This window comes from Longicatena sp. 210702-DFI.1.196 (genome assembly GCF_020563125.1).
Lineage (GTDB): Bacteria > Bacillota_I > Bacilli_A > Erysipelotrichales > Erysipelotrichaceae > Longicatena > Longicatena caecimuris.
In genome coordinates this window covers 1-688 of sequence record NZ_JAJCPX010000095.1, presented here as the reverse complement: position 1 = coordinate 688, position 688 = coordinate 1, and the positions used below count along the sequence as shown (strand labels likewise).

General features: G+C 36.6%; 1 protein-coding gene. It reads right to left on the bottom strand.

Annotated features, from left to right (window positions below; genetic code table 11):
- On the bottom strand, positions 1 to 650 hold a 650-nt coding region (locus LI241_RS15520), incomplete at its 3' end, for a reverse transcriptase domain-containing protein (RefSeq protein ID WP_370633820.1).
- Positions 651 to 688: the final 38 nt, after the last annotated feature.

Genomic DNA, 688 nt, shown 5'->3' with positions numbered 1-688 from the left:
AGTTTCCTCTTAAATCGTTGTATGGAACTTGCGTGTGGTCTTGCACAATATTTCTTATCTTTTGTATCATAATAAAATCCAAAGCCTAGATATTTTAATTTGTTAGGTCTTGTGATATGCGTCTTTGTCGCATTCACTTTCAGTCCCAATTTGTGTTCAATCCACTTTGTGATTGTATGCATCACTCTGTTCGCACTGGCTCTACTTTTTACCGCTATCACGCAGTCGTCTGCGTATCTGGTAAAGTGTAATCCTCTGCTTTCTAATTCTTTGTCTAATTCATTTAGGATAATATTACTTAATAATGGCGATAGGTTTCCACCCTGTGGTGTTCCCTTTTCACTCTTTTCATATTTTCCGTTTATCATGATACCTGCTTTAAGATATTTTCGTATGAGCGACTCTGTATCTCCATCATTTATGATGATGTGTACATAACTCATCAATTTATCCTGTGGCACGTTGTCAAAGAATTTCTCTAAGTCAATGTCTACTATCCATTCATATCCATCATTGATATATTCCAATAATTTATTTATGGCCTGCTCACAACTCCGATTTGGTCTGAATCCATAACTATAATCCGAAAAGAACGTTTCACATATTGGGCTTAATACTTGTACCATTGCCTGCTGGATGATTCTATCCATTACCGTTGGTATCCCCAGATTTCTAGTTCCTCCATTCG